This window comes from Idiomarina sp. UBA3176 (assembly GCF_002364295.1).
Classification (GTDB): domain Bacteria; phylum Pseudomonadota; class Gammaproteobacteria; order Enterobacterales; family Alteromonadaceae; genus Idiomarina; species Idiomarina loihiensis.
The window spans coordinates 106,187-131,858 of record NZ_DEXU01000018.1 but is presented as its reverse complement, the minus strand read 5'-3'; the positions used below and the strand labels follow the sequence as shown (position 1 = coordinate 131,858).

16 protein-coding genes are annotated in these 25,672 nt (G+C 49.2%); 3 read left to right on the top strand and 13 right to left on the bottom strand.

The features are described 5' to 3' along the window. The first annotated feature begins 180 nt into the window (after positions 1-180). Positions 181-654, top strand: coding sequence for a transcriptional regulator ArgR (gene argR / locus B2U97_RS07520; protein WP_011233732.1), 474 nt, complete (start codon positions 181-183; stop codon positions 652-654). Here the strand turns inward: argR and B2U97_RS07515 are convergent. Further along, on the bottom strand, positions 630-1,595 hold the full coding sequence (locus B2U97_RS07515) for a Dyp-type peroxidase (protein ID WP_114981855.1): 966 nt from the start codon (positions 1,593-1,595) through the stop codon (positions 630-632). The genes argR and B2U97_RS07515 overlap by 25 nt on opposite strands. Positions 1,596-1,711: 116 nt before the next feature. On the opposite strand from B2U97_RS07515, the gene B2U97_RS07510 reads away from it, so the two are divergent. Continuing rightward, positions 1,712-3,454 carry a DUF885 domain-containing protein gene (locus B2U97_RS07510; RefSeq protein ID WP_286823006.1) on the top strand — a complete coding sequence of 581 codons (1,743 nt, stop codon included), beginning with the start codon at positions 1,712-1,714 and terminating at the stop codon, positions 3,452-3,454. A gap of 254 nt (positions 3,455-3,708) precedes the next feature. Here the strand turns inward: B2U97_RS07510 and B2U97_RS07505 are convergent, their stop codons facing one another. From B2U97_RS07505 to B2U97_RS07485, 5 genes are all read right to left on the bottom strand, one after another. Continuing rightward, positions 3,709-4,041, bottom strand: a complete 333-nt coding sequence (locus B2U97_RS07505) for a hypothetical protein (RefSeq protein ID WP_034818499.1) — start codon at positions 4,039-4,041, stop codon at positions 3,709-3,711. A 9-nt stretch (positions 4,042-4,050) separates the two neighbouring features. Beyond that, positions 4,051-4,311 (bottom strand): type II toxin-antitoxin system Phd/YefM family antitoxin, encoded by a 261-nt coding sequence (locus B2U97_RS07500; RefSeq protein WP_034818500.1) that lies wholly within the window; start codon positions 4,309-4,311, stop codon positions 4,051-4,053. A 265-nt stretch (positions 4,312-4,576) separates the two neighbouring features. Continuing rightward, positions 4,577-7,165, bottom strand: a complete 2,589-nt coding sequence (gene acnB, locus B2U97_RS07495) for a bifunctional aconitate hydratase 2/2-methylisocitrate dehydratase (protein ID WP_286823007.1) — start codon at positions 7,163-7,165, stop codon at positions 4,577-4,579. 141 nt (positions 7,166-7,306) lie between these two features. After that, positions 7,307-10,360 (bottom strand): efflux RND transporter permease subunit, encoded by a 3,054-nt coding sequence (locus tag B2U97_RS07490; RefSeq protein ID WP_110013596.1) that lies wholly within the window; start codon positions 10,358-10,360, stop codon positions 7,307-7,309. Further along, a complete protein-coding gene (locus tag B2U97_RS07485) occupies positions 10,360-11,427 on the bottom strand; it encodes an efflux RND transporter periplasmic adaptor subunit (RefSeq protein WP_286823010.1) in 1,068 nt (355 codons plus the stop codon). Before B2U97_RS07485 ends, B2U97_RS07490 begins: the two co-directional genes overlap by 1 nt. Before the next feature lie 106 nt (positions 11,428-11,533). Here B2U97_RS07485 and B2U97_RS07480 point away from each other — a divergent pair, with 106 nt between their 5' ends. Continuing rightward, positions 11,534-12,412 (top strand): LysR family transcriptional regulator, encoded by an 879-nt coding sequence (locus tag B2U97_RS07480; protein ID WP_011233726.1) that lies wholly within the window; start codon positions 11,534-11,536, stop codon positions 12,410-12,412. 286 nt (positions 12,413-12,698) lie between these two features. Here B2U97_RS07480 and B2U97_RS07475 read toward each other — a convergent pair whose 3' ends face one another. From B2U97_RS07475 to aceE, 7 genes are all read right to left on the bottom strand, one after another. Next, positions 12,699-15,800 carry an efflux RND transporter permease subunit gene (locus tag B2U97_RS07475; RefSeq protein WP_286830390.1) on the bottom strand — a complete coding sequence of 1,034 codons (3,102 nt, stop codon included), beginning with the start codon at positions 15,798-15,800 and terminating at the stop codon, positions 12,699-12,701. Positions 15,801-15,808: 8 nt separating this feature from the next. Continuing rightward, entirely contained in the window at positions 15,809-17,050 is a 1,242-nt protein-coding gene (locus B2U97_RS07470; RefSeq protein WP_272988697.1) for an efflux RND transporter periplasmic adaptor subunit, read from the bottom strand. Positions 17,051-17,093: 43 nt separating this feature from the next. Beyond that, positions 17,094-17,447: a hypothetical protein gene (locus tag B2U97_RS07465; protein WP_145914804.1), complete on the bottom strand. Its 354-nt coding sequence runs from the start codon at positions 17,445-17,447 to the stop codon at positions 17,094-17,096. Positions 17,448-17,458: 11 nt separating this feature from the next. Next, entirely contained in the window at positions 17,459-19,528 is a 2,070-nt protein-coding gene (locus tag B2U97_RS07460; protein WP_272988693.1) for a M13 family metallopeptidase, read from the bottom strand. Between the two features lie 134 nt (positions 19,529-19,662). Beyond that, positions 19,663-21,090: a dihydrolipoyl dehydrogenase gene (gene lpdA / locus B2U97_RS07455; RefSeq protein ID WP_272988691.1), complete on the bottom strand. Its 1,428-nt coding sequence runs from the start codon at positions 21,088-21,090 to the stop codon at positions 19,663-19,665. A gap of 111 nt (positions 21,091-21,201) precedes the next feature. Continuing rightward, the gene (gene aceF, locus B2U97_RS07450) at positions 21,202-22,971 is read right to left on the bottom strand and encodes a dihydrolipoyllysine-residue acetyltransferase (protein ID WP_114982077.1); all 1,770 of its coding nucleotides are present in this window, start codon (positions 22,969-22,971) and stop codon (positions 21,202-21,204) included. Positions 22,972-22,983: 12 nt separating this feature from the next. Beyond that, on the bottom strand, positions 22,984-25,656 hold the full coding sequence (gene aceE, locus B2U97_RS07445) for a pyruvate dehydrogenase (acetyl-transferring), homodimeric type (RefSeq protein ID WP_286823013.1): 2,673 nt from the start codon (positions 25,654-25,656) through the stop codon (positions 22,984-22,986). Positions 25,657-25,672: the final 16 nt, after the last annotated feature.

Below are 25,672 nucleotides of genomic sequence, written 5' to 3'. Positions count from 1 at the left end.
TCCGTTTTTGTTGGTCAATTTAAACTGCTTAAAAATGCAGAATTTGGGGCAAAACTGTACTCCTATATCAATAAAAATACAACTTTGCGCGATACACATTCAGCACTCGAATAGCGCATCTTTATGCAGTACACTGTCTATTATTATAGCACGTAAACAGCATAGGAATTTGACACTCACATGGTGCAGGACACGTTACTCGAAGCTTTTAAAACTTTGCTCCGCGAAGAGCGTTATGGCTCTCAAGGGGAAATTGTTAACGCCTTAAAAGCCGAGGGCTTTGATAACATTAGCCAGTCTAAAGTGTCGCGCATGCTGAGTAAGCAAGGAGCGGTTCGTACCCGCAATGCGAAACAGGAAATGGTCTACTGTTTACCGCCTGATTTAGCCGTGCCTTCCACCCGGGCACCATTAAGCCAGCTTGTACTGGATATTCAGCATAATGATGTGATGGTCATTATTCGCACAAGCCCAGGCGCCGCCCAGTTAATTGCGCGGTTGCTGGATTCGGTCGGTAAAAAGGAAGGCGTACTTGGTACTATTGCTGGTGACGACACGATTTTTATTGCACCGCTTAAAGTTGCTGATATTGAATTCACTCTGCGAAAAGTACGCGAGCTGTTTGCGAATCAGGCGGTACTGCCCTCTTCATAGTCAGCTATGTCGTCGGCAACTTCTTTGTTCGCTTCCATAAAGCGCATTGAAGGAACAAAAAAACCTGAGCTGGACACGGCTTGTGAGTAATCTAGTAAAGGGTCGTAAGCTCCCTGTTCGTCGGCGTAATAACGGTTCTTTAGCCACTGAACAACCATTTTAGGCGAATGGCTAAAATACATTGCCAGAAGCCCCTGTTCGCGCAAGTCGCCCCAGGGCATATTCTGCCGCAATAGTGGAATAGGCTGTTCGCTACTATCAATTAAGCGACTTTTCGCAGCGTGAGTGACACCTTCTATTTTGGCTTCTGATAAACGTTCACCAGATACTTTCTCGCGTCCCATTAGCAGTTCCTGCTTTTCAGGGCCTAAGTAGTCCCAACGACGCAAGTCATGCCGAAACTTCTGTACGAATAAGTAGCTGCCGTCGACAAAGTCCGCATCGTCCTGCGCCTCAACTAAAGCGACTTTACGCTTGCGCATACCCCGCGGGTTATCCGGCGCATCGATAAAGCCGGTTAAGTCGCGGCCGTCCAGATAACGAAAGGAACGGATTTGCTCAGCCACTTCAATGTCGTAGCCAAACCATTCCATTAGCGTGCGTCCCGCCAAGTAGTTAGCGTCAAAACGATCACAACGAATCTGTATAACAAGATCATAGGGGTGTCTTGGCGCTTCACGGTCGCCATCGCTGAGCTCGGGAAAAGCCTGCAAGTGAAGCGGTCGCTTATGCGGATAAAGAATATCCCAGTAGTCCGCCCCTATGCCAACAAAGCCTGTTAACATGCCTTCAGAGAAACGGGCGTCAAGATCGCGTAAAATTGCTGGAAAGCGAGCTAACTTGCGACGTAAACTTTCAACGTCGTCGCTCATGACGTGACAAAACAACGTCAGACCATGCAGATTAGGTTCCGCGTAGACTCCTGACTGAGCTTTATCCACCCTATTCTCCCATTTAACTGTTATTTTTGTGGGTTCGTTCTATTCGCTTTTACATTAATTAGCGTAAGAGGCATTATAGAATGCCTGTATTCGTTATGACACCGCAAGGAAAAATCATGCGTAATCTGATACTTATTTTTGGTTTGCTGGGCGTTACTGCCTGCACCACCACAGCTGATAACCAAACCCAGCGTAGCAGCACACAGCAACAGAGCCCTGCTGCCGAGTTTCATCAGCTGGCTGACACTATCTGGGAAGAACTGAATAAGTCCAGCGATACTGAGCTGACCGATATGTCACCGGAGGCGTTAGAAAAACGCTATCAACAACGCTCAAAGTGGCTCGAACAGCTTAACGCCGTTAACCTTAACGCGCTTAGCCGGGATGACCAAATTAATCATGCGATGATCCATTATACGTTAAAAAATAAAGTAGATGAGTATCGTTTTAAAGCACACTACATGCCATTGACAGCAGAGGGTAGTTTCCATAGTTCTCTTGCTTTTATGCCATCGTACACCTCGTTCTCTTCGGCTGACGATTATCAGAATTACATTGCGAAACTGCGTTCCATTCCTCGTTACATGGAACAACAAACGCATTGGTTACGTAAAGCAATAGAAGAGGGTTATACCCAGCCAGCTGCCGCAATGGCGGGCTTTGAAGAGAGTATACTGGCCTACATTGTACAGGACGCTGATCAAAGCGTTTATTTCTCGCCGTTTTCCGAACAACCGGGCTTTATTAATGACGAGCAATGGAAGCAACTAAAAGAAGATGCCTTAACAGCCATTGACCAGCAAGTCATGCCGGCGTATGACGACTACTTCAACTTTATGGTCACCGAGTATCTTCCAAATGCACGTGAAACCGTTGGTGCCAGCGAACTGCCGAATGGCGACGCTTTTTATCAAAACCGTATTAAACATTACACTACGTTAGATTTAACTGCGGATGAAATTCACCAAATTGGTCTACAGGAAGTGGCGCGTATTCGCGGTGAAATGCTGGAAGCTATTGAAGCAAGCGGGTTTGATGGCAGCTTTGATGAATTCGTCGAGTTCTTACGTACCGACGACCAGTTCTATCCGGAAACCGCAGAAGAATTGCTGCATTACGCTGCCTGGATAGCAAAAAAGATGGATGGCGAATTACCCAAGCTGTTCAAGACCCTACCACGGAAGCCATACGGCATTGCCCCGGTTCCTGAAGAAATAGCACCGAAATACACCACAGGTCGCTATTCTGGAACGAATCGCGACGACCGCGCCGGTTTCTACTGGGTCAATACCTACGCACTGGATCGCCGTCCGCTTTATCAGATGGAAGCGCTGACATTGCACGAAGCCGTTCCGGGTCATCATTTACAAAACGCTATTGCCGGCGAGTTGGAAGATTTACCAGAGTACCGCCAGCAAACCTATATTTCTGCGTTTGGTGAAGGTTGGGGTTTGTACTCTGAGTACTTAGGTCTGGAAGCCGGTTTTTACCAGGACCCGTACAGCAACTTCGGTCGTTTAAGCTACGAAATGTGGCGCGCGGCGCGCTTAGTGGTGGATACGGGTATGCATGCCAAAGGCTGGAGCCGTGAACGCGCAATGGACTTTATGGCCAACAACACCGCGTTGTCACTGCATAACGTGAAAACCGAAATTGACCGTTACATTACCTGGCCTGCGCAGGCACTTTCGTACAAGTTGGGCGAACTGACCATTAAGCGTTTGCGTGCAGAAGCCGAGCAACAGCTGGGTGATAAGTTCGATATTCGAGAGTTCCACGATGCGGTACTGGAAAACGGCAGCGTGCCACTGAAAGTACTCGAGCAGCACATCAACGACTGGATTGCTGAGCAGAAATAGAACAAAAGCCCCGCTATCAGGTAGGGGCAGGTTCTTCACTTATTTCGCTTGAGCATTGAGTACTTCTGTGACGGCGACGCTACGAGCTCATCCATGAGGGCTTGACGAAGGCCATCCATGGCCTTCGACACTCCGCCACAGAAGTACTCAACACTCATAACGCTCATAAGTGAAGAACCTGCCCTATAAACTTACGAACACACCGCTGACCAACACAGAACGATGACGTATCAGTTTATTGCACAGAGATCTCACTACAAAATCGTTATCTGATAAAGAAGTTCTTGGGTATTCTGTTTCTGTCGTAGGAAGGCCATGACGTAGCTCACCCGGGCTTTCTCATCTAAGCGAAATAAGATTTTATAGTTATCCACAAGCACCACTCGATAATCGACTATACCTAATGTCTCAAGCTCGTGGGAAACAGGAAATTGCAGAGGGTTGGCACCTAGCTTAATTGCGGCGAAATCAAGGAGCTGCTTACCGAGTCGAATGGCCTCCTCTTCACCGAGAAAGGTTTCCATATAACGAGTTAAAGTGGCCAGTGTTTTATAGCTGAGCTCTGTGAAATAGGCATCGTAATTCATCAGTGAGGGCTAAAGCTCAAACGTCTTTGTGCCGAGTTCACGCTCTAACCTTTCTTTCGCTTCGCTAAGGGATAGCAAATTCTGGTTGCGAATATCCCTTTCAGCCAGGTTCATCAGTTTAAGTGTCGCAATAGCCTCATCGCGCTGTCGAGCACTCGCTTCCGACTCAATCCGGTAGACAGGCTTGCCGCCTTGAGTGACCACAATAGGCTCCTCCACATCCAGCGATGCCGCATTTTGTTTAATGTAACTAATGGTTTTTATCTGCATGATTCTCTCCCGACTGAACAGTCTAAATATAGACCACTAATAGACCATAAGACAAGTTAAGTATCGTACCTGATGTGAACATCAGGCTACTGAATATCGGGCACAAAAAAACCGCCGAAGCGGTTTTATAAGTTGCTAATGAGTGCGATCAGCGGTTGCGAGGACTCTTAACGAGGTGTGCAGCGCCATGGATGGCGCTGCCCAAGCCCTACAGGGAAGTACTTGCGGGCGTCCTCGTAAAGAGTCCTTGCAACCTAAGCACTCATTAAGCCACGTTGATGGTTGGGATGATGTTTTCCTTGGCCGCTTTTTCTGCGTCGCGGAAGGCATCCATCTGGTCGAAGTTCAGGTATTTGTAAACTTCGCCAGCCATCGAATTGATGTCCTGAGCGTACTCCAGGTATTCTTCCGGTGTTGGCAGACGACCAACAATTGCACCGACAGCGGCAAGCTCTGCAGAAGTCAGGTAAACGTTAGCGCCATCACCCAAACGGTTCGGGAAGTTACGAGTTGAAGTAGACAGTACCGTTGCGCCCGGTTCTACCCGTGCCTGGTTACCCATACACAGTGAACAACCCGGCATTTCGGTACGAACGCCATTACGCTCATAAATGTCGTAATACCCTTCAACTTCCAGCTGCGCTTTGTCCATTTTCGTTGGTGGTGCAATCCACAAACGGGTATTTAATGGGTCAGAGTTTTTCTCTAACAATTTACCCGCCGCACGGAAGTGACCAATGTTGGTCATGCACGAACCAATGAAGACTTCATCAACGTTGTTACCTGACACTTCGCTCAGGAACTTCGCGTCATCCGGGTCGTTCGGGCAGCAAACGATAGGTTCTTTAATGTCGTTCAGGTCAATTTCGATAACCGTAGAATAGTCGGCATCTTTGTCGGCACGCGTTAGCTGCGGGTTCTCTAACCATTCTTCCATCTTACGGGCACGACGCTCCAACGTACGCGCATCGCCGTAGCCTTCGTTGATCATCCAACGCAGCATAGTGATGTTTGAACGCAGGTACTCGGCAACCGACTCTTCAGACAAATCGATGGTACAACCGGCCGCTGAACGCTCAGCAGAAGCATCAGACAATTCAAATGCCTGCTCAACGGTTAAATGATCAAGACCTTCAATTTCTAAGATACGACCTGAGAAAATGTTCTTCTTGCCACGCTTATCAACGGTCAGATGACCTTCTTTGATAGCGAATGCAGGAATGGCATGAACTAAGTCACGCAGGGTGATACCCGGTTGCATTTCGCCTTTGAAGCGCACCAATACAGATTCAGGCATATCCAGCGGCATAACACCTGTAGCTGCGGCGAACGCAACCAGACCAGAGCCGGCAGGGAATGAAATACCCAGCGGGAAACGCGTGTGTGAGTCACCACCGGTACCAACAGTGTCTGGCAACAACATGCGGTTTAACCAGCTGTGGATGATACCGTCGCCTGGACGCAAGCTAACACCGCCACGGTTCATGATAAAGTCAGGCAAGGTGTGCTGAGTTTCAACGTCAACCGGCTTAGGATAAGCGGCGGTGTGGCAGAACGACTGCATAACTAAGTCTGAGTTAAAACCAAGGCATGCCAGGTCTTTTAACTCGTCACGAGTCATAGGACCGGTAGTGTCCTGTGAGCCCACGGTAGTCATCTTAGGTTCGCAGTACGCGCCCGGACGAACACCTTCCATACCACAAGCTTTACCGACCAATTTTTGCGCCAGCGAGAAACCTTTACCGCTGTCTGCTGGTTGTTCTGGCTTACGGAATAAGTCTGATGGACCCATGCCCAGGGATTCACGTGCTTTTTCTGTCAGGCCACGACCAATGATCAGGTTAATACGGCCACCGGCACGGACTTCATCCAGAATGACGCGAGACGCATAATCGTATTCAGCGATAACTTCGCCGGCTTCGTTCTCGATTTTGCCTTCGTATGGGTAGATAGTGATGACATCGCCCATGTTCATTTTTTCGACGTCGGCTTCAAACACCAACGCGCCTGCGTCTTTCATGGTGTTGAAGAAAATAGGTGCAACTTTAGAGCCGATGCAGATACCGCCGGCGCGTTTGTTCGGTGTGCCCGGCATGTCTTCGCCAATGTTCCACAATACGGAGTTGGTTGCCGACTTCCGTGAAGAACCGGTACCCACTACGTCGCCAACGAAGGCAACCGGGTGACCTTTTTCTTTTAACTCTTCAATTTGCTTGCCTGCATCGGTAATGCCTTCGCGTGGCATTTTGTACATCGCTTTAGCATGCAAAGGAATGTCCGGACGAGACCATGCATCTGGTGCCGGAGACAGATCATCGGTATTGGTTTCGCCAGTCACTTTAAAGACAGTTGCTTTAATGGACTTAGCCAGCTCGTCGCTGTTGGTAAACCATTCAGCATTGGCCCAGGATTCAACCACTTCTTTCGCCAGCGCATTACCAGCTTTCATTTTCTCTTCCACGTCGTGGAAGGCGTCGAACATTAAGATGGTTTCTTTCAGTTCTTTTGCCGCCAGTTCAGCCAGCTGAGAGTCGTCCAGCAATTCCACCAAAGTGACGATGTTGTAACCGCCGTGCATATTGCCCAACAGCTTCACTGCGTATTCTTTACTCACAACCGGACTTTCAATTTCGCCCTTAACAACGGCGCTTAAAAAGCCTGCTTTAACATAAGCCGCTTCGTCCACACCAGGTGGTACACGCTCGGCTAACAGCTCGACCAGAAAGTCTTCCTCGCCTGCTGGAGGATTTTTCAGTAATTCCACTAAATCGGCTACTTGCTCGGCATTTAATGGCTTCGGAGGGATGCCTTCTGCGGCGCGCTCTTCTACGTGCTGACGATATTCTTTAAGCACTTATAGTACCTCTCATTTGCTTGCATGAATTCTAGACGGTTCACTAGTGCGGCGCATTATACGGATTTTACTGTTAAATTCCCATGACACGGGGCTATAAAACAGATAATTCAGGGTATAAACGGGGTGAATGCGCCCGGGTTACGGGCGCGGTACTCGTTGCACTATGGCGTACATGACAGGCACAACAAACAAGGTCAGCAAGGTGGCAAAACCAAGACCAAACATAATGACCGTTGCCATGCTCGCAAAGAAGTCGTCAAACAGTAACGGTATCATCCCCAAAATGGTGGTGGCTGCCGCCATGCCTACCGGACGAACACGGCTAACCGCAGCATCGCTTAACGCTTGGGTTGCTTCTTTACCGGCGTCAAGCTCAGCATTCACTTGTTCCAGTAACACCACACCGTTTTTAATCAGCATGCCGGAAAGGCTGAGGAAGCCGAGTAACGCCATAAAGCCAAAGGGTTTATCCAACAGCAGGAGCCCAACAGTCACACCAATAATGGAAAGTGGTACGGTCGTCCACAACACAGCGGCCTGACGAATGCTGTTAAACAGCAGCACGGTGATAATAAACATCACCAGAAAACCTAAGGGCAAGGCACCAAACAACGCTTTTTCGGCTTTACCGGCGGCTTCATGCTCGCCGCCCCAGGTTAATTCGTAACCTAGCGGCAAGTCGATACCCTCAAGCTTAGGCCGGACCCGCTCAAATACTTGCGCGGCCGTTTCCTCACCCAGTAAGTCGTGATCGGCCATAACAGTGAGTGTTCGCTTACGGTCACGACGGAGTATTAAAGGGTCTTCCCAAACCACATCAATTGAACGCGCAACTTGAGCCAAAGGTACAAAACGGTCGAACGCCGGACTGTAAATTTGCAGCTCCTGCCAGTTGTCTAAATCGACCCTCTCTGCCGCGGGTGCACGCTGCACTATCGGTAATAAATCGGTGCCATCGCGGTAAATGCCAATTTGCCGGCCAACAAAATTAGCCAGTAGCAGATTGTTCACGTCTTCTTTTGTAATGCCGGCGCGCCGGCCTGCCGCTTCGTCGTATTCCGGCCGCAACAATTTGGTCGGCGTACGCCAGTCGGAACGAATGTTTACTGCGCCTGAATCCTCGGCAAGAATAGCCTGGGCCTTTTTACTTAGCTCACGCAGGGTACCAATATCCGGGCCGGAAAAACGTGCTTCAATCTTTGCCGGAGTAGCCGGACCAATTTCAACCCGTATCAGTTTGTCCTCAACGTCCGGATGCTCTTCACGAATTCGCTCACGAATGTCACGCATTAACGCATCCATCGCGTCTTTGCCTTCTACCCGTACCAGCAACTGCGCATAACTTTCGTAACTTTTTTCCACCAGATACGTCAGGGTAAATCGCGGCGCGCCCTGCCCGATGGTTGTCGCAACCGAAGTGACGTCACTTTTCTCCAGAAGATAATCTTCCAGGCGCTTAGAGTCCTGTTCGGTATGACGAATGTCGGTACCCTGAGGATACCAGAGATCGACATAAAATAACGGCGTTGTCGATGGCGGGAAAAATGCTTGTTTCGCCTGTCCGAATCCAACCACCGCTGCCACCAACGTCACGAGCATTACCAGCATACTGATAATGCGGTGACGCAAACAAACAGCCAGCATTTTCTTATAGCCACGATAAACCGGATGAGAAAAGACATCGTCCTGCTCATCGCTATTACCAATGTCCTTCGCAGAGTATAAGCGGTCGGCTAAAAACGGAATGAGGGTCAGTGCAGTCACCCAACTCAGCAGCAAGGAGATCAGCAGCACCCAGAATAAACTCCCGGCAAATTCACCAGTGGCGTCTGACGATAAACCGATTGGCGCGAAGGCAATAATGCCGATAACAGTCGCTCCCAGTAGCGGCCACTGGTTTTGCTTGACCACGCTAACGGCGGCATCCACTTTACTCATGCCCCGTCGCATACCAACCATAATACCGTCGGCAATGACTATCGCGTTATCCACCAGCATGCCCAGCGCAATAATCAACGCACCGAGGGAAACTCGTTGCAGGTTAATATCTCCCAGGCGCATAAAAATGAAGGTGCCCAGCACCGTCAACAACAGTACCGTGCCAATCAGCAAGCCACTACGGAAGCCCATGGTCAGCAGTAATGCAATAATAACGATGGCCACCGCCTCTACCAGGTTCAGCAGAAAATCATTAACTGAGTTTTCAACTTGATGCGGCTGATCGTAAATACGGTCGACAGACATCCCTATAGGCTTAGCATACTCCAGCTCATCCATTCGTTTTTGCAGACGCTCTCCCACTTCGACAACATTCACGTTATCCGCAAATGACAATGCCAGCCACAAGGAAGCCTTTCCGTTATAGCGCACCACATGATCCGGAATGTCTTTGGTTTCACGATAAATGGTCGCTACATCACGCAAGTAGATACGCTGTTCAGCGCCGGGGTTACTAATAACCAGCTTTGCCATATCTTCCACATTGGCAAATTCACCGCTGGTTGCAATGCGCAATGCTTCCTGGTCAACGGTTACCCGTCCGGCGTTTGCTACGGCATTCTGAGTTTGCAGCAGCCCAGCAATACGGCTGGGGGGAACCCCAAAATTTGCCAGGCGTGAGCGCGACACTTCTACCACAACCTGCTCTTGTTGCTCTCCCGCAAGAGTGACTTTGCCTACACCATCAACTAAAACCAGTTCACGACGCAAAAAGTCAGCATAATGCTCAATATCTTTGTAGGAATAATCGGGCCCGGTAATGGCCATCATAACGCCATACACGTCAGCAAAGTCATCGCGAATAATAGGCTCGCTGGTGCCAGGAGGAAGCTGACCTTTGGTGTCGTTAATTTTACGCCGCAATTCGTCCCATATTTGGTGCAAATGCTCTTCGCGGTAGATGCTTTTCATCTCAACCGTTATTTGCGACAACCCGGGCTTGGAAATAGACTTAACGTGGTCAACGTAACTTAGCTCCTGAATCGCATTTTCCAGCTTATAGGTTACCTCTTCTTCTACCTGCTGAGCCGATGCGCCCGGGTATGGCGTAATGACCATGGCCTGCTTAATTGTGAACTTGGGGTCTTCCAGGCGACCGAGCTGAGTCAGGGCAACCAGACCACCAATTAACAGGATGAGAAATAACATCCAGCTCGTGGTTTTTCGCTCCATACTGTATTGAGCTATATTCATTACAGACCCCGTTCACGTTGCCATTCACGCACCTGCTGATTCTCTTTCAGCTGATGAACCCCGGCTATGACGATGGTTTCACCTTCTTGCAGCCCGTCAAGTACCGTAAGGCCATCGTTAGTCATTGGTCCGACATTCACTTTACGTTTTTGCACACGCATATCGTCGTTAACAACCCAGACATAGGAAGCGTCATTTGTGTCACTAAACACCGCTTTTGCCGGCACCACCATGCCTATTTGAGAGGAACGCAGTACTTCATTAATGTCGACAATAACTGTTGCCGTCATACCCGGCAGAACGTTGATATTCTGCGGTTTAGGTAGTGTGAACACGACTTCGTAGGTATTCGTCGCGCCGTCCGATTGTGAATCCCACTCTTTTAAGTGAGCCGGATAAGTGAATTCCGGCGCGGCATCAAAGCGCACTTCAGGCTGGTAATCGATTTGCTTCTTCACCTTAGCAAAGAGCTTTTCCGGTACATTAATGCTGATATCAATCGCGTTGCTGATTTGTAAGGTAACAATAGGCTGCTTAGCCTGCACATTTTCATAAGCTTCCACGGCTAGGTTCGCCACAACGCCGTCGAAAGGCGCAGTGAGCTTGGTATAGCGTAAATTCGCTTTGGCGGTTTCGTAGTTTGATTTTGCCACCGCAAGCTCTGACTCTATCTGATCAAACTGGCCTTCCGACATGACTCCTTCATTAACCAAAACTTTGTTTCGGTCGTATTGAGATGATGCCAGCTCATATTGTGCTTTTGCCTGATCAGCAGCCAGTTGGTAGTCGGTTGGATCCAACTGCGCGATGAGATCGCCCTGCTTGACTTCGGTACCCGGGCGAGCTGGTAACTCAGTAATCTCACCTGCGACACGGAACGTCAGTTGAGCCACTTTGGCCGCCTCTACCACAGCAGGGAATTCACGCAACCGTGGCCCGTCAGCTTCAGTCACCTGCATAAGCCGCGCCGGGCGCGCCTGTTGAGTATCATTAACTTCTGCTTGTTCACTGCACGCCGCTACAACAACAGCAGCCAGAGCGATAGAAAGAGGTTTCAGCCAGCGCATGAATTCGGTTCCGATATTTTCAGGGAAATTTAATTGGAATAAGTTTACCGTAAGTATAGTTACAGTTATATTGAATTAAAATTAAAAAGATAATCAGAAAAATTTAATGAATTTATCTCACCTAAAAATGATGATCACGGTAGCTAACCTCGGTAGTCTGCAAAAAACAGCCGAGCAACTCAACCGCACACAGTCCGCGGTTAGCATGGCTTTAAAAAAACTGGAAGAGAACGCGGGTTTCGCTCTATTTAACCGCGATGGCTATCGACTGGAACTGACCGAGCAGGGGCAACACTTTTTACGCCAGGCAGAAGAAGTGGTGCGCCAGCAACAGCGTCTCCAGTCGCTGGCAACACAGTTGAAACATGGGGCCGAACCCCTGCTGACACTATGCTATGACCATACCTGCGACAGTAAGCTTTGGGTGCCCAGCATCCAGCACATTCAACAGCAATACCCGACTACCGAACTGCACGTAGACGGCGAGTCACAAATGCGGGCGCTGAAGCGTATAGATAACGGCAGTGCCGACTTAGCTTTGTGCCCCTGGCTGCCTTTATTTCGTCAATATGGCGACTTTGAAACCCTGCCGGTAGCACCGTTTGAATTAACGGTTGTGATTTCAACTGCGCTAATGAAAGAGTTTGGTCGTATGCCGCAAAGCCGCCAGGATTTATTAGAGCTGCCTATGCTGGTGCCGCAAAACCTGGAGATAGGCATTAATCTGGATGCAGTACTGCGTCTGCCCAGCCAGCAGCGCATAAGGGTAAATGAGGTTAACACTCAGTTTGAATTGCTAATGGCAGGTTTTGGCTGGGGCATTATTCCTAAACACATTGCTCTGGACGCCCTTGAGCAGGGCAAGCTGGTAGAAATCAGCATTCCCGGATTCGTCCAGCAAGTGCGCCTGGAAATTCACCTAGTGCGCTCTGCAAACAGGACGTTAGGCCCGGCGGCTAATGCCATTTGGGAAAGTTTCGCCTGACGTTAATTTTGGGGGAATTGCGCGCGTGACGATCACAGCACGTAGCCTGACATTTATGTCAGGTGAGATGCCGGGCGGAAAGATCGGTGCAGTTTGCGTCAGGTGCGGTGGCAGATAGTGAGCGCGCCCGACGGTTGCGGCGAACCATTGAGGAGGTGTGCGGCGCCATGGATGGCGCTGCCCAAGCCCTACAGGGATGTATTTACGGGCGTCCTCCTCAATGGTTCCTGCAACCTCCACTCGCTATCTTCCACCTCACCTGACATAAATGTCAGGCTACTCCGCGTTATTTCCGCGCCAGATAAAACACCGCGGGGATCACTAGCATGGAAATTAGTGGTGCCAGTACCATACCACCCACCATAGGAGCGGCGATGCGCTGCATGACTTCGTTACCAACACCGCCGCCCAGCATTATCGGTAGTAGGCCGACAATAATGGTCAGCACGGTCATGGCTTTCGGTCTGACGCGCAGCAACGCGCCTTCTTCTACTGCTGCTTTTAGCTGATTTTTGTCGTATCCCACGGCTTTCCATGCGTTGTTCAGGTACAACAGCATAACCACTCCGAATTCCGCAGCGACACCGGCAAGAGCTATCATGCCGACAATAACCGCCAGTGACAGGTTGTAGTCCAACAAATAAATCAGCCATAAGCTACCGGTTAATGCCAGCGGTAAGGTACCTATCACCAGTAACGCCTGCGGTAGAGAACGGAAGGTCATGTACAGTAACAACAAAATAACCAGCAATGTCAGAGGAATGATTTCTTTTAAGTCACTTTCCACCTGTTGCATGGCTTTATATTGCCCGGTCCAGCTCCAGTTGTAACCTACCGGTATTTCCAACTTATCCATAACGCCACTAACCTGGGTAATATAGTCACCAACCGTGACGCCTTTATCCGGCTCAATAAAGACCCAGCTGCTTAAACGGGCATCTTCGCTTTTCAGCATGGCCGGTCCCTGAGTTACCCTTATATCGGCGACATCGGACAGAGTAAGCCACTGCCCGGAAGTCGATTTAACCGGCAGGGTTTTCAGCTTCTCGATATGGTCACGTTGCTCTCGAGGATAACGCAAGTTAATAGGAAAACGCTCATTGCCCTGTACCGATGTCGCAATATTTGCACCACCAATGGCGTACTGAATATGCTCGTGGATATCTGCCTGGGTCAGGCCGTAACGAGCCGCTTGTCGCAATTTCGGCTCTATCTCAATGTAACGGCCGCCGCCGGAACGTTCCGCAATAACGGAACCCGTTGCATCCTGCTCAGAAAGCGTATCTTCAATACGGGTGGCCAGTTTTTCTATTTCACGAAAGTCACTACCGCTCACTTTAATAGCTAACGGGGTTTTAACACCGGTGGCGAGCATTTCAATGCGGGTACGAATGGGCTGTACCCAGGCATTAGTCACGCCGGGTATCTGCACCCGCTCATCCAGCTCAGCAATAATGTCATCTACCGTCATTCCTTCACGCCATTCGCTTTCCGGCTTCAGCGTAATGCTGGTTTCTATCATGGTCATTGGCGCCGGATCGGTGGCGGTGTCAGCACGACCAACTTTGCCGAATACACGCTCAACCTCGGGCTGCGCAGCAATGAGCTTGTCGGTTTGCTGTAACAGCTTACCGGCACTTTCAACACTGATGCCTGGCAGTGTGGTGGGCATGTACATGAGGTCCCCCTCATGTAGCGGCGGCATCAGCTCGTAATTGAGCTCTTTATAAGGGTGCCAGGCAGATGCGGTAACCAAAAGAGCCAGTACAATAATGGTTTTAGGGAACTTAAGCGTAAAAGCCAGTAGTGGACGGTAAAGCGCAATTAAACCGCGAGACAGCCAGTTCTTTTCTTCAGCGGGTATTTTCCCGCGCACCAGTAACGCAATCAGCACGGGAATAAGTGTCACGGCAATAATTGCGGCAGCGGCCATGGCCAGAGTTTTGGTATAGGCTAAAGGCTCAAACAGACGCCCTTGCTGGCCTTGCAGCACAAACACCGGAACAAAGCTGACGGTAATTACCAGTAGCGAGAAGAACAGCGAAGGCCCCACTTCGCGACAGGCTTCATTAACAATTTTAAGCCGTGCCGAGCCTTTAGCCACGATTTTGTGCCGCTCCTGATAATTCTGCAGGTGCTTGTGGGTGTTCTCTATCATGACAATGGCGGCATCCACCAGCGCGCCAATGGCAATGGCGATTCCCCCCAGGCTCATAATGTTGGCACTGATACCCAGCATGTTCATTATCCACACCGCGAACAAAACCGACAGCGGCAAACTGATAATAGCCACCACCGCTGAGCGCGCATGCCAGAGAAACAAGATGCACACCACAGCAACAAAGAACATTTCTTCTATCAGCTTTGTGGTGAGGTTATCTGTCGATGCCTGGATCAGGTTTGAGCGGTCATAGGTCGGCACCACTTTAACGCCCTCTGGCAGGCCCTGTTTTAGCTCCTCCAGTTTATCTTTTACTGCGGCAATGGTTTGTAGAGCATTTTCGCCATGGCGCATAACCACAATACCGCCCACGACTTCACCGTCGCCATTCAGCTCGGTAATACCGCGGCGCACCTGCGGTCCAATGCGAATATCCGCCACTTCTTCCAACAGCACAGTACCCTGCTGCTCTGAGGTGAGCGGCAAAGGAATTTTGCGAATGTCTTCAACACTTTTTAAATACCCTAAGCCGCGCACCATGTATTCAGCTTCACCCATTTCAACCACCGAACCGCCCACTTCGTTATTGGCCTGCTGAATGCTTTGCTTAATTTGGTTCAGGGTGAGGTTATAACGATGTAAAGCTTCCGGCTGCACCACTACCTGGTAGGTTTCAACCATGCCGCCAACTGTGGCAATTTCTGCTACCCCCTGCACACTTTGCAGTTCCTGTTTTAAAAACCAGTTCTGCAAGCGGGTTAGTTCACCCAGATTGAGCTGATTGGTTTCATCAACCAATGCGTATTGATACACCCAGCCAATACCGGACGCATCGGGGCCTAACTCCGGCCGAACTTGGTCAGGAAGCTGGCTTTGTGCCTGATCCAGATACTCGTTCACCCGGCTTCGGGCCCAGTAAGGGTCGGTTCCGTCTTCAAAAATAACGTAAACGTACGAGTCGCCAAAGAACGAAAAAGCGCGCACTGAGGTGGCTTTAGGTACGGACAGCATCACGCTCGAAAGCGGGTACGTCACCTGCTCTTCCACTACCGCCGGCGCTTGCCCCGGGTAATTGGTTTTGACGATAACCTGAACTTCCGATAAGTCCGGTATTGCGTCCAGTTTGGTTTGCTGCAGCGACTGCCAGGCCCAGAATGCAAGACCTAAGAACAGCAGCAACACCATCCACGAGTTACGTATGGAGGCTTCAATAATACGAGCTAACATAAAACCTCCTAGTGGTTATGTTGTGGCGCAGGGGCATCATCGCTGCTATCCAGACCCAGACCTTGCAAGCTGGCCTCTGAATCCAGAAGGAATTGCCCGGAAGTGACCACTAACTCACCTTCCTGCAAGCCTTCTTCAATGGCAATTTGGTTACCCACACGCAGCCCGGTCGTCACTTCGCGCACTTCAAATTCGCGCGCTCCGGATTTTACCACCACGCGGTTATTGGCACCGGTGACAATTAAGCTGGCAACCGGCACAACCACAGCATCTTTTACTGCCTCCAGTTCAATATGAGCCGTCGCCCAGAGTCCTTCACGCAGCCGATCAATAGAGTCGTTAACCGGAATACGTACTTTGATTGTCTGGGTTACCGGGTCAATTTGTGGATAAATATAGTCAATGGCGTTCATCCAGTGGCCGCCAGGGAAGTGCTCAGAAGAAATATGGGCCATTTGCCCGATTTTTAACTGTTTGCTGTAACGCGCCGGAACATCGGCAAAGAACCACAGTTGATTATCCTGCGTCAGCGTCAGCAACTTAAGCCCCGGAGACACGTACATGCCTTCCTGAATATCCAGACTGGTAATATAGCCCGACTCAGGTGCGTAGTAATCGACCACATATTCGGTTTCGCCACCTTGTTCCAGAGCTTTAATCTGCGCTTCGCTCATACCGAGCAAACGCAGACGCTGCTGGCCGCGGCGCTTAAAACTTTGCTGACTGTTACCGTTACGGATATCTGAGAGTGAATCAAGTAACTGCAGGTAGTCGTCCTGAGCCACAACTAAGTCTGGTGCATACAGGCTGTAGAGTTTGTCACCCTTCTCTACCCACTGTCCTTCAACGTCAGCATGTAATTCTTCTACCCAGCCTTCGGCGCGGCTGTGGATATGCCGCTGAGCGGACTCCTGCCAGCGTACCTGAGCCTGTGCCATAAGCTGCGGTTGCAGATCTTTGCGAACCGCTTTTGCGGTAGTTACCCGAATAGCCTGCTGACTGGACTCCGGCACGGTGAAGCTTTTTTCTTCTTCATGCTCAGAAGGGTCCTGTTTAGGCTCTTTCTCGACTAAATCCATCCCACAAATTGGGCAGGTTCCCGGCTCGTTCCGAACCACCTGACTGTGCATAGGGCACACGTACTCGGAGCTCTGCTCAAACGGGTTTTGATCTTCTGAATGATTGTGGTTGTGTTCCTGAGCCACAGATAGAAGTGGGATCAGGAGTAATATCGCTATCCAATAACGCATGGTATTTCCTCGAAAACAAAGGTTTAAGACGTAAAAACTGGGCTTAAACTGCGTATTTCGGCGGACGTATCAGCGTTTCAGTAATAACCGGAAGGTTTGAATAAAGGGGATGGGCAGCGTGCGTGGATGCTGCTGGCGAAAGTTGTTTGAATGGGTTCAACAGCGCCAGTTGACCCGCACAATGTTGTTCACACTGCTGGCAAAAGGAGCTTTCACTGTCGCAGTTCGATTGCTCCATTGATATGTCGGACTCATCACAACAGTCATGCTGTGACATATCCTGAGATGACGAAGCACTAACGGTGTCTGACATCGGCATAGCATGCACTGCTGGTGAGGAGAAACTCCCCACCAGCAGTGCTGTAACCAATATCCAGACAACCGTTAATGTTTTCATAGTCCGCTATATTACCAGATAGTAACGCGGTTTTCAGGCGCAACGTACAATTCGTCACCTTCTTCAACATCAAAGGCTTCGTAGAACGCCGGAACGTTAACAACAGTACCATTTACTCGATACTCCGCCGGCGAGTGCGGGTCACTCATAACCTGCTCACGAATTGCGTCTTCGCGATACTTGCCGCGCCATACCTGAGCCCAGCCAATGAACACGCGCTGTTCACCGGTAAAGCCGTCAAGAACTGGGGCTTCTTCGCCCTCTAATGACATTTTGTAGGCTTCGTACGCGATGGTCAGGCCGGCTAAATCGCCGATGTTTTCACCCAGAGTCAGGTCACCATTAACATTAAGGCCTTCAATTGGCTCGTACTGGCTATACTGTTCAGACAGTTGCTGAGTCCGTTCCTCGAACGCCTTTTTATCAGCATCAGTCCACCAGCTTTGCAGGTTACCGTCGCCATCATATTTGGCGCCCTGGTCGTCAAAACCGTGTCCCATTTCGTGACCGATTACCGCACCGATACCACCGTAGTTTACTGCCATTTCGGCGTCCATATCAAAGAATGGAGGCTGCAGAATGCCAGCCGGGAAAACGATTTCGTTACGTACCGGGCTGTAGTAGGCGTTGACTGTTTGCGGAGTCATACCCCAGTCTTCTTCATCAACAGGACCACCAATTTTGGCAATTTCTTCCTGATAATTGAACTCGGCGTAAGCTTTGTAGTTAGCAACTAAGTCAGTTGACGAAATTTCCAGTTCGCTGTAGTCACGCCATTTGCTTGGATAACCTACTTTAGGGTCAAATTTCTTCAGTTTTTCAAAAGCTTTTTCTTTGGTTTCGTCCGTCATCCACTCCAAGTTACGAATAGACTGACCATAAGCGTCACGGAGGTTTTCAATCAAACCTTCCATTTTCTCTTTAGCTTCTGGCGGGAAGTACTCTTTAACGTAAACTTGACCTAACACTTCACCTAATACGCTGTTGGTTGCATCAACCGCGCGTTTCCAGCGAGGTTCCTGCTCTGGTGTACCACGTAATGTTGTGCCGTAAAAATCAAAGCGACGCTTGCTGATATCTTCGCTTAACGCAGAAGCGTACTCGTTCACAAGACGGAAGCTCAAGTAGTCTTTCCACGCCTGTAAGTCTACTTCATTAAACAGTTCACCAAATTCTTCAAAATAAGATGGCTGACGAATAACCATTTCTTTTACATCAGATAACTCAGACGTCTCGATAAACTTTTTGAAATCAAAGTTGTTAAGCATTTCAGCAACTTCGTCGGCTGATTTTTTATTGTAGGTTTTATTCGCATCGCGGCTTTCTACGCGGCTCCACTGAATTTCTGCCAGTTGAGTTTCTAACTTCAGAATACGCTCTGCGGCGCCTGCTGCGTCTTCGACCCCAACCATACCCAGAATGTCTTCCGCGTATTCGACGTATGCGTTACGGAATTCTTCGAACTTTTCCTCGTCTTTCAGGTAATAGTCACGATCCGGCAGACCTAAGCCTGACTGAGAAACATACATCGCGTTAATTTGCGGGTCTTTCGCATCTGGGTAAACATAAAAACCAAATGGAACTGAAACGCCACCACGGAACATGCGTGCCATATGCTCAGCAACTGAGTCGTAATCTTCCAGTGCCTGAATAGCGTCTAAGTCACTCGCAATTGGTTTTGCGCCTAGCTCATTCAGTGTTTCAACATCCATATAGGCATTGAAGAAGTCGCCAATTTTACGCTCGTTTGTGCCTGGTTCAGGGTTAGAAGAGGCTGCTGATTCAATGATATCGCGTAAACGTTTCTGATTTTGTTCGCGCAAATCGAAAAACGAACCTACAGATGAGCGATCAGAAGGGATTTCTGTTTTATCAATCCAGGTACCGTTTACATAATGGAATAAATTGTTCTGCGGTTTAACACTGTGATCAAAGTTCTCAAGTACAACGCCAGAGCTCAGTTCTTGTTTTGCTTCTTCAGCCTGCTGGGTTTGTTGTTTTGATTCTTCCTGCTGTGGAGAACAGGCGCCCAGAGTTAAAGCCATAGATACGCCAAGCGCTACAGCGGTTAATTTTTTCATCGGTTATTACCCTTTCTTTTGTGTTCGTTATTTTAACCCCACTAAACTAGCGCATTGTTAAATTCAGCGCAAAAAAAACGGCTGCATTCGCGATGAATGCAGCCGTTTTACCGATGATTTATCGTAACAAAATGTTACTTCTTCTTTTTCGCCTTAGGATTCGGCATATCGGTAATAGCACCTTCCTGAATTTCAGCAGCTAAACCAACTGATTCATGTAAGGTTGGGTGTGCATGAACAGTCAGAGCGATATCTTCTGCATCACAGCCCATCTCAATTGCCAGGCAAACTTCGCCCAACAATTCACCAGCGTTAGTGCCACACATAGAACCACCAATAATACGGTTGTTCTTATCAAAGATGAGCTTGGTCATGCCTTGCTGTGCGTTTGAAGCGATAGCGCGGCCTGAAGCAGACCAGGGGAAAGTCACTGCATCATATTCGATGCCCTGCTCTTTCGCTTCTTTCTCTGTAACACCTGCCCAAGCAACTTCCGGGTTGGTGTACATGATAGAAGGAATGACTTTAGGTTCGAAGAAGTGTTTCTTACCGGATATCACTTCTGCCGCCACGTGCGACTCATGTACCGCTTTGTGCGCCAACATGGGTTGGCCAACAACATCGCCAATGGCAAAGATATGGTCAACATTGGTGCGCATTTGGCTATCAACTTTGATAAAGCCACGGTCGTCGACATCAACGCCAGCTTTGTCTGCGTCAATTTTATTACCGTTTGGTGCGCGGCCTACAGCAACCAGTACAGCGTCGTACTTGACTGGATCTTTTGGCGCTTTATCACCTTCAAAGGTCACATACACACCGTCTTTTTTCGCTTCAACATTGGTCGCTTTGGTATTGAGCATAATATTCTCAAAACGGCCTTTGATTTGCTTGTTGAAGTTCTTGATGATGTCGGCATCCGCTGGCGGTACCAGTTGGTCCGTCATTTCAACCACATCAACCTTAGAACCTAGTGATGCGTAAACCTGCCCCATTTCCAGAGCGATGATACCACCGCCTAACAATAACATTTTCTTAGGAATTTCTTTCAGTTCCAGCGCGTCGGTGGAATCCCATACGCGGTCGTCGTCATGTGGAATGAACGGCAATTTAATGGCTTGAGAGCCTGCAGCAATAATCGCGTTATCGAATTTAACTTCGGTTTCGCCGTCGTCGCCTTCAACTTTAATGGTGTTGCTGCCGGTAAATTTGCCGTAACCGTTAACAACTTTTACCTTACGCATTTTTGACATCTGACCAAGACCGCCGGTTAACTGGCCAACCACTTTTTCTTTGTGTTTGCGCAGCTTATCCAGGTCGATTTTCGGTTCGCCAAACTCAATACCTTCTTCTGCCAGGTGCTGAGCTTCTTCAATGTGCTTGGTCATGTGCAGCAATGCTTTTGACGGGATACAGCCAACGTTCAGGCAAACACCGCCTAAGGTGCTGTAACGCTCAATCAAAACAACATCCAGACCCAAGTCAGCTGCACGGAAAGCTGCTGAATATCCGCCCGGGCCCGAACCTAACACCACTACCTGTGTTGTAATTTTGTCGCTCATGTTAACCCCTTTTTTGTCACAGCCAGTTGAGCCACCGGCTGCGCTCAGTCAACGCTAAATGTGGCGCTATTGTAGCGCGAATTTTTTCGTATTTCCTACCCCAATTGGTGCTTAAAGCACCAATTTGCGGATATCTCCCAGTACACCACTTAAATAGGCGGTGAAACGCGCGGCCTCAGCACCATCAATAACACGGTGATCGTATGACAACGATAATGGCAGAGTCAGACGTGGTTCAAACTCTTTGCCGTTCCATTTCGGTTTCATCTCGTTACGAGAGACCCCGAGAATGGCCACGTCAGGAGCATTCACGATAGGCGTAAAGGCTGTACCACCAATACCGCCCAGGCTGGAAATTGAGAAACACCCACCTTGCATATCGGTTGCTTTCAACTTACCGTCACGCGCCTTCGAACTAATTTCCACCAGTTCTTCCGAAAGCTCGTAAATGCCTTTTTTGTCGACATCACGAATAACCGGAACCACCAGACCATTTGGCGTATCAACCGCAACGCCAATGTTCACGTACTTCTTCATGTACAGTGATTCACCAGACTCTGATAAGGACGAATTAAAGGTCGGGAACTCACGCAGGCCTTTGGCACACGCTTTCAAAATAAACACTAACGGCGTTATCTTGAAGCCCAGATCTTTCTTCTTAGCCACTTCGTTTTCTGACTTACGGAAGTTTTCCAGCTCAGTAATATCGGCCTCATCGAACTGTGTTACGTGAGGGATAGTCACCCAGTTACGGTGCAGGTTTGGTCCAGATTTACGCTGAATGCGCGACAACTGAACTTCTTCCACTTCACCGAACTTGCTGAAGTCGACCTTAGGCGGGTCAATAACCTGTAATCCACCGCCACCCTGGCCTGTTGCACCAGCCACGGCTTTTGGACGGGACAGTTCGTATTTAACAAACTCCTGCACGTCTTCTTTCAGTATACGGTCTTTAGGGCCCGAGCCTTTCACTTGCGATAAGTCGACACCAAATTCACGTGCCACACGACGTACCGCAGGTGACGCATGCAGAATGCCTTCTTTACGATCGCTACGTTGGCTTGGATGATCAGGAACCGGCGGCTGGCGTTCGCTACTTGGCTTAACGCTACTACCACTGTCTTTTTCTTGCTTCTGGTCTTTATCTTCGGACTTCTCGCCAGAGTCTTTATTAGATTCTGACTTCTCTTCTTTCGCTGAGTCTTTCTCTTCAGCTTCAGAGTCATCAGCGCCGCCGGAAACTTTCAGCTTGGCAATAACTGAGCCCTGCGACACCTTGTCGCCGACCTTCACCAGCATTTCTTCAATTTCGCCGTCTTCAGGGCAAGGCACATCCATAGTCGCCTTGTCCGTTTCCAGGGTAATTAAGCCATCTTCGGCAGAAACAGAGTCACCTTTAGACACCAGGATTTCAATGATTTCAACATCTTCTTCGTCACCAATATCCGGTACTTCTACGTCGATAACTTTACTGCCGCCACCGGAAGATTTCTTCTCAGGTTCAGAGTCTTCGTCTTTCTCTTCTTCCTGTTTATCTTCCGATTCCTCAGCTTTGTCTTTGGTTTCTTCCTCGTCCGCTTTGTCATCGGTTTTGTCTTCAGCTTCTTCTTCGCTGTCAGACTCATCCGATTCGTCGGCTCCTCCGGAAGCTTCGATCATAGCCAGCACATCGCCTTCACTAATGGTGTCACCAACTTTTACTTTCAGCTCGGTAATTTTACCGCCTGAAGACGCCGGAATATCCATGGAAGCTTTGTCGCTTTCGACAGTAACGATACCGTCTTCCTGCTCAACGGTATCGCCTTCACTGACCAAAATTTCAATGACTTCTACTTCTTCGCCGCCCACGTCGGGGACTTTGAGTTCGATTTGATCGGCCATCTCAGTACCTCCTTATGCTAAACGCGGGTTCAGCTTGTCAGTGTCGATATCGTAGTCTTTGATAGCTTTAGCTACCACTTTCTTATCGATATCACCTTGGTCTGCCAGCTCTTTCAGTGCTGCAACCACAATATAGTGCGGGTTCACTTCAAAGTGCTTACGCAAGTTAGCGCGGCTGTCTGAGCGTCCAAAGCCGTCGGTACCTAATACGCGGTAAGAGGTTGGTACCCAGGCGCGAACCTGATCAGCGTACAGCTTAACGTAGTCAGTTGCTGCTACTGCCGGTCCTTTTGCCTTTTTCATGACTTGCGTAATGTAGGCTTCTTTTTCTTTCTTCTCAGGATTCAGCATGTTCCAGCGGTCAGTATCCAGACCGTCACGTGCCAGCTCATTGAATGAAGTTACGCTGTAAACCGTTGAGTTCACGTCATACTCTTCAGACAAGATTGTCGCGGCTTCACGTACTTGCTGCAAAATGGTGCCACTGCCTAACAACTGAACGTCGCCTTTGGCCTTATTCTTGGCCTTCACTTTATCCAGTTCGTAAATACCTTTGATGATGCCTTCTTCGACACCTTCCGGCATTTCAGGTTGATGGTAGTTTTCATTCATTACAGTGAGGTAATAGAAAACATTCTCCTGGTCGCCAAACATGCGTTTCAGGCCATCGTGCACGATAACTGCAATTTCATAACCGTATGTCGGATCATAGCTAATGCAGTTTGGCACCGTGCCAAAGTGAACCATGCTGTGTCCGTCCTGGTGCTGCAGACCTTCACCGTTAAGCGTTGTGCGACCGGCAGTACCTCCGACCAGGAAGCCGCGGGTCTGACTGTCACCTGCGGCCCAGACTAAGTCACCGACTCGCTGGAAACCGAACATTGAGTAGTAAATGTAGAACGGAATCATCGGCTCGTTATTTAACGAGTAACTGGTACCCGCTGCAATCCAGGACGCCATAGCACCGAGTTCGTTGATGCCTTCCTGAATCACCTGGCCTTTTTTATCTTCACGATAATAGGCAACCTGGTCTTTATCCTGCGGCGTGTATTTCTGGCCATGGTGCGAATAAATACCCACCTGACGGAACAAGCCTTCCATACCAAAGGTACGAGCTTCATCCGGAATAATTGGCACAATACGTTTACCAATTTTCTTGTCTTTCAGCAGCGCTGTCAGTACACGAACAAAGGCCATAGTTGAGGAAATTTCACGATCCCCTGAACCTTTCAGAACCGCATCAAAAGCTTTCAGTGCGGGCAGCTCAAGCTCAACATCGCTTTCCGGACGACGCACTGGCATATAACCACCGAGCTTCTCGCGACGCTCGTTCAAATACTTCATTTCATCGCTGTCGTCGTCAAACTTGTAGTAAGGCAGGTCTTCCAGCTCTTTGTCTTCAAACGGGATATTGAAACGGTCACGCATGTGCTTAACCGCGTCTAAATCCATTTTCTTAACCTGGTGGGCAATGTTTTTACCTTCGCCCGCAGCACCCATGCCATAACCTTTTACGGTTTTCGCTAAAATAACCTGTGGCCGACCTTTGGTATTAGCGGCTTTATGGTACGCCGAGTAGACTTTTACCGGGTCATGCCCGCCACGGTTTAAGCGCCAGATGTCTTCGTCAGACAAGTTGGCGACCATTTCTTCGGTTTCAGGGTACTTACCAAAAAAGTTTTCACGGGTGAACTTGCCACCTTTGGCTTTAAAGTTCTGGTAATCACCGTCAACGGTTTCTTCCATTAACTGCTGCAATTTACCTTCGGTGTCGCGGTACAACAGCGGATCCCAGTAGCGCCCCCAGATAACTTTAATCACTTCCCAGCCGGCGCCATGGAAGTTACCCTCCAGTTCCTGAATGATTTTACCGTTACCACGTACCGGCCCGTCTAAGCGCTGCAGGTTACAGTTAATAACGAAAGTCAGATTGTCCAGCTCCTCGCGAGCAGCCAGACCAATAGCACCTAAGCTTTCTGGCTCATCGGTTTCACCGTCACCTAAGAAGCAGTAAACACGTTGTTTTGAACAGTCTTTAATGCCACGGTCAGTCAGGTACTTAAGGAAGCGGGCTAAATAGATAGCCTGAATTGGGCCTAAGCCCATAGAGACCGTCGGGAACTGCCAAAAGTCCGGCATTAAGTTCGGGTGCGGATAAGAAGGTAAGCCTTTACCGTCGACTTCCTGACGAAAGTTATTCAATTGCTCTTCGGTCAAACGTCCTTCAATGAAGGCCCGGCCGTAGATACCAGGTGACACATGCCCCTGGATAAACAGGAAGTCACCACCATCGTCTTCATTTGGCGCACGGAAGAAATGGTTAAAGCCAACATCGTATAACATCGCCGAAGAAGCAAAACTGGCAAGGTGGCCACCTAACTCTTCGCCTTTTTGCGATGCACGCAACACCATCATGGCGGCATTCCAGCGAATGGCTGAACGAATGCGCGATTCCAGCGTCTGGTTACCCGGCATAGTGGGTTCCTGACTGGCAGGAATGGTATTCAGATATGCCGTGGTTGGCTTATACGGTAAATAAGCGCCATTGCGACGAGCTTTGTCGACCAGTTGCTCTAACAGATAGTGCGCTCTTTCCGGGCCTTCAGCCTCAAGCACCCCCTCAAGAGCGTCTAACCACTCTTGAGTTTCCTGCTGGTCGACATCTTTGTTTAATTCTTCACTCATAGCTATTCCTTACCTT

Bases quoted from the DNA above. Each gene is read 5' to 3' on its own strand.
- B2U97_RS07460 (WP_272988693.1), bottom strand. From the start codon at position 19,528: ATGAAAAAATTAACCGCTGTAGCGCTTGGCGTATCTATGGCTTTAACT.
- argR (WP_011233732.1), top strand. From the start codon at position 181: ATGGTGCAGGACACGTTACTCGAAGCTTTTAAAACTTTGCTCCGCGAA.
- B2U97_RS07500 (WP_034818500.1), bottom strand. From the start codon at position 4,311: ATGCAGATAAAAACCATTAGTTACATTAAACAAAATGCGGCATCGCTG.
- B2U97_RS07480 (WP_011233726.1), top strand. From the start codon at position 11,534: ATGAATTTATCTCACCTAAAAATGATGATCACGGTAGCTAACCTCGGT.
- lpdA (WP_272988691.1), bottom strand. From the start codon at position 21,090: ATGAGCGACAAAATTACAACACAGGTAGTGGTGTTAGGTTCGGGCCCG.
- aceF (WP_114982077.1), bottom strand. From the start codon at position 22,971: ATGGCCGATCAAATCGAACTCAAAGTCCCCGACGTGGGCGGCGAAGAA.
- B2U97_RS07485 (WP_286823010.1), bottom strand. From the start codon at position 11,427: ATGCGCTGGCTGAAACCTCTTTCTATCGCTCTGGCTGCTGTTGTTGTA.
- B2U97_RS07490 (WP_110013596.1), bottom strand. From the start codon at position 10,360: ATGAATATAGCTCAATACAGTATGGAGCGAAAAACCACGAGCTGGATG.
- B2U97_RS07465 (WP_145914804.1), bottom strand. From the start codon at position 17,447: ATGAAAACATTAACGGTTGTCTGGATATTGGTTACAGCACTGCTGGTG.
- B2U97_RS07510 (WP_286823006.1), top strand. From the start codon at position 1,712: ATGCGTAATCTGATACTTATTTTTGGTTTGCTGGGCGTTACTGCCTGC.
- B2U97_RS07505 (WP_034818499.1), bottom strand. From the start codon at position 4,041: ATGAATTACGATGCCTATTTCACAGAGCTCAGCTATAAAACACTGGCC.
- B2U97_RS07470 (WP_272988697.1), bottom strand. From the start codon at position 17,050: ATGCGTTATTGGATAGCGATATTACTCCTGATCCCACTTCTATCTGTG.
- aceE (WP_286823013.1), bottom strand. From the start codon at position 25,656: ATGAGTGAAGAATTAAACAAAGATGTCGACCAGCAGGAAACTCAAGAG.
- B2U97_RS07475 (WP_286830390.1), bottom strand. From the start codon at position 15,800: ATGTTAGCTCGTATTATTGAAGCCTCCATACGTAACTCGTGGATGGTG.